Here is a 1424-nt window from a genome sequence, read left to right on the forward strand (position 1 = left end):
CGGGTCGCAGGGCGGACTCAACCGGTCGTCGCAACACCCCGTGATCACGGAGGTGTTCGATGGTGCGACGTCAGCAGCACGCGGATCGGGCTTTGCGGCCCGCGATGCGCTCACCGGGCCGGCCGATGCCCTCCAGGCATGTGGAGCGCGAGTTCTGGCGCTTGATCGCGCAGGGAAGGCGCACGGAGGACGCCGCGCTCGAGATCGGCGTGTCCACGCCAGTCGCGTCGCGCTGGTTTCGCCACGCTGGCGGCATGCCGCCGCTGAGCCTGGCCGAGCCCACCGGCCGCTACCTGTCGTTCCACGAGCGTGAGGACCTCGCTCTGCTGAAGGCGAAGGGTCTCGGGGTCCGGGCGATCGCTCGTGAACTCGAGCGCGATCCCGGCACGATCTCGCGCGAGCTGCGACGGAACGCCGCGACCCGCAGCGGCAGAATCGAGTACCGGGCGACGGTCGCGCAGTGGAAGGCGCAGACCGCCGCTCGGCGCCCCAAGCCGACGAAGCTCGCGAGCAATCCGCGGCTGCAGGAGTACGTCCAGACGCGGCTGAGCGGGCAGTTGCAGCGGCCCGACGGGACGGTCGCGGCGGGGCCGCCGACGACCTGGAAGGGCTTGAACAAGCCCCATCGTGCGGACCGTCGCTGGGCGAGGGCCTGGAGTCCGGAGCAGATCAGCCGACGGCTCGTCGTCGACTTCCCCGACGATGCGGACATGCGCATCAGCCACGAGGCGATCTACCAGGCGCTCTACATCGAAGGGCGCGGCGCGCTCAAGCGTGAGCTGGTGGCCTGCCTACGGACTGGGCGGGCGCTGCGCAAGCCCCGCGAGCGCTCGCGCAACAAGCCGCAGGGTCACGTCACCCCCGACGTCGTGCTCAGCGAGCGGCCGGCCGAAGCCGAGGACCGAGCGGTCCCCGGGCACTGGGAGGGCGACCTCATCATCGGCCTGAACCGATCTGCTATCGGCACCGTGGTCGAGCGCACCAGCCGCTACACGCTGCTCGTTCACCTGCCGCGTCTGGAGGGCTACGGCACTGTTCCGCCGGTCAAGAACGGACCCGCCCTGGGCGGCTACGGCGCCATCGCGATGAAGGACACCCTCACCACGACGATGGCCACGATGCCTGCCGAGCTGCTGCGCTCACTGACCTGGGACCGCGGCAAAGAGCTCTCCGCGCACGCACAGTTCAAGATCGACACCGGCATCGCCGTCTACTTCGCCGACCCGCACTCACCCTGGCAGCGCGGCACAAACGAGAACACCAACGGCCTCCTGCGCCAGTACTTCCCCAAGGGCACCGACCTCTCCCGCTGGGCCCTGGGCGACCTCCTCGCCGTCCAGGCCGCAATCAACAGCAGACCCCGCAAGGTCCTCGACTGGAAGACCCCCGCGGAGGTCCTGGACGAGCACCTACGCTCACTGCAC

The 1424-nt window shown here is 69.9% G+C and carries 1 protein-coding gene; it reads left to right on the plus strand.

Annotated features, from left to right (window positions below):
• Positions 1-59: 59 nt before the first annotated feature.
• Positions 60-1424: IS30 family transposase (locus MY520_RS27840; RefSeq protein ID WP_436695941.1), on the plus strand; the 1365-nt coding region annotated here is incomplete at its 3' end.

The sequence above is a fragment of the Geodermatophilus sp. CPCC 205506 genome (genome assembly GCF_051383635.1).
In the GTDB taxonomy this organism is placed as follows: Bacteria; Actinomycetota; Actinomycetes; order Mycobacteriales; family Geodermatophilaceae; genus Geodermatophilus.